Below are 508 nucleotides of genomic sequence, written 5' to 3' on the forward strand. Positions count from 1 at the left end.
GCAATAAAAATGGTGTCCAAAACACTGTAGAGTCTTTGGAAAAAACAGCGCAACTGAAACCAGATTTGATTGAAATGGATGTACAGGAGACCAAAGATGGTCAGTTTGTGATGATGCACGACGCCAATCTTAAGAACTTAGCAGGTATCAATGCCAGTCCTCAAGACTTGACTTTGGAGGAGTTGATAGGTTTAGATATTTCTGAAAATGGCCATCAAACCAAGATATCTGGTTTTGAAGATTATCTCAACCGTGCGAATGAACTTCATCAAAGATTGTTGATTGAAATCAAGACCAGTAAAAAAGACAGTCCACAAATGATGGAACATTTCCTTGAAAAGTATGGAGCGACAATCAAGCAATATGGTCATCAGATGCAATCACTGGACTATCATGTGATTGACCAAGTTCTGAAATATGATTCGAGTATTCCAGCTTATTTTATCCTACCATATAACAGTATTTTCCCAAGGACCGAGGCAACGGGCTATACCATGGAGTATTCAAC

1 protein-coding gene is annotated in these 508 nt (G+C 38.8%); it reads left to right on the plus strand.

All coding sequences use genetic code 11. The features are described from left to right. Positions 1 to 508: glycerophosphodiester phosphodiesterase family protein (locus SORDD16_RS04510; RefSeq protein WP_277730459.1), on the plus strand; the 508-nt coding region annotated here is incomplete at both ends.

This window comes from Streptococcus oralis, assembly GCF_001578945.1.
Lineage (GTDB): Bacteria > Bacillota > Bacilli > Lactobacillales > Streptococcaceae > Streptococcus > Streptococcus oralis_Q.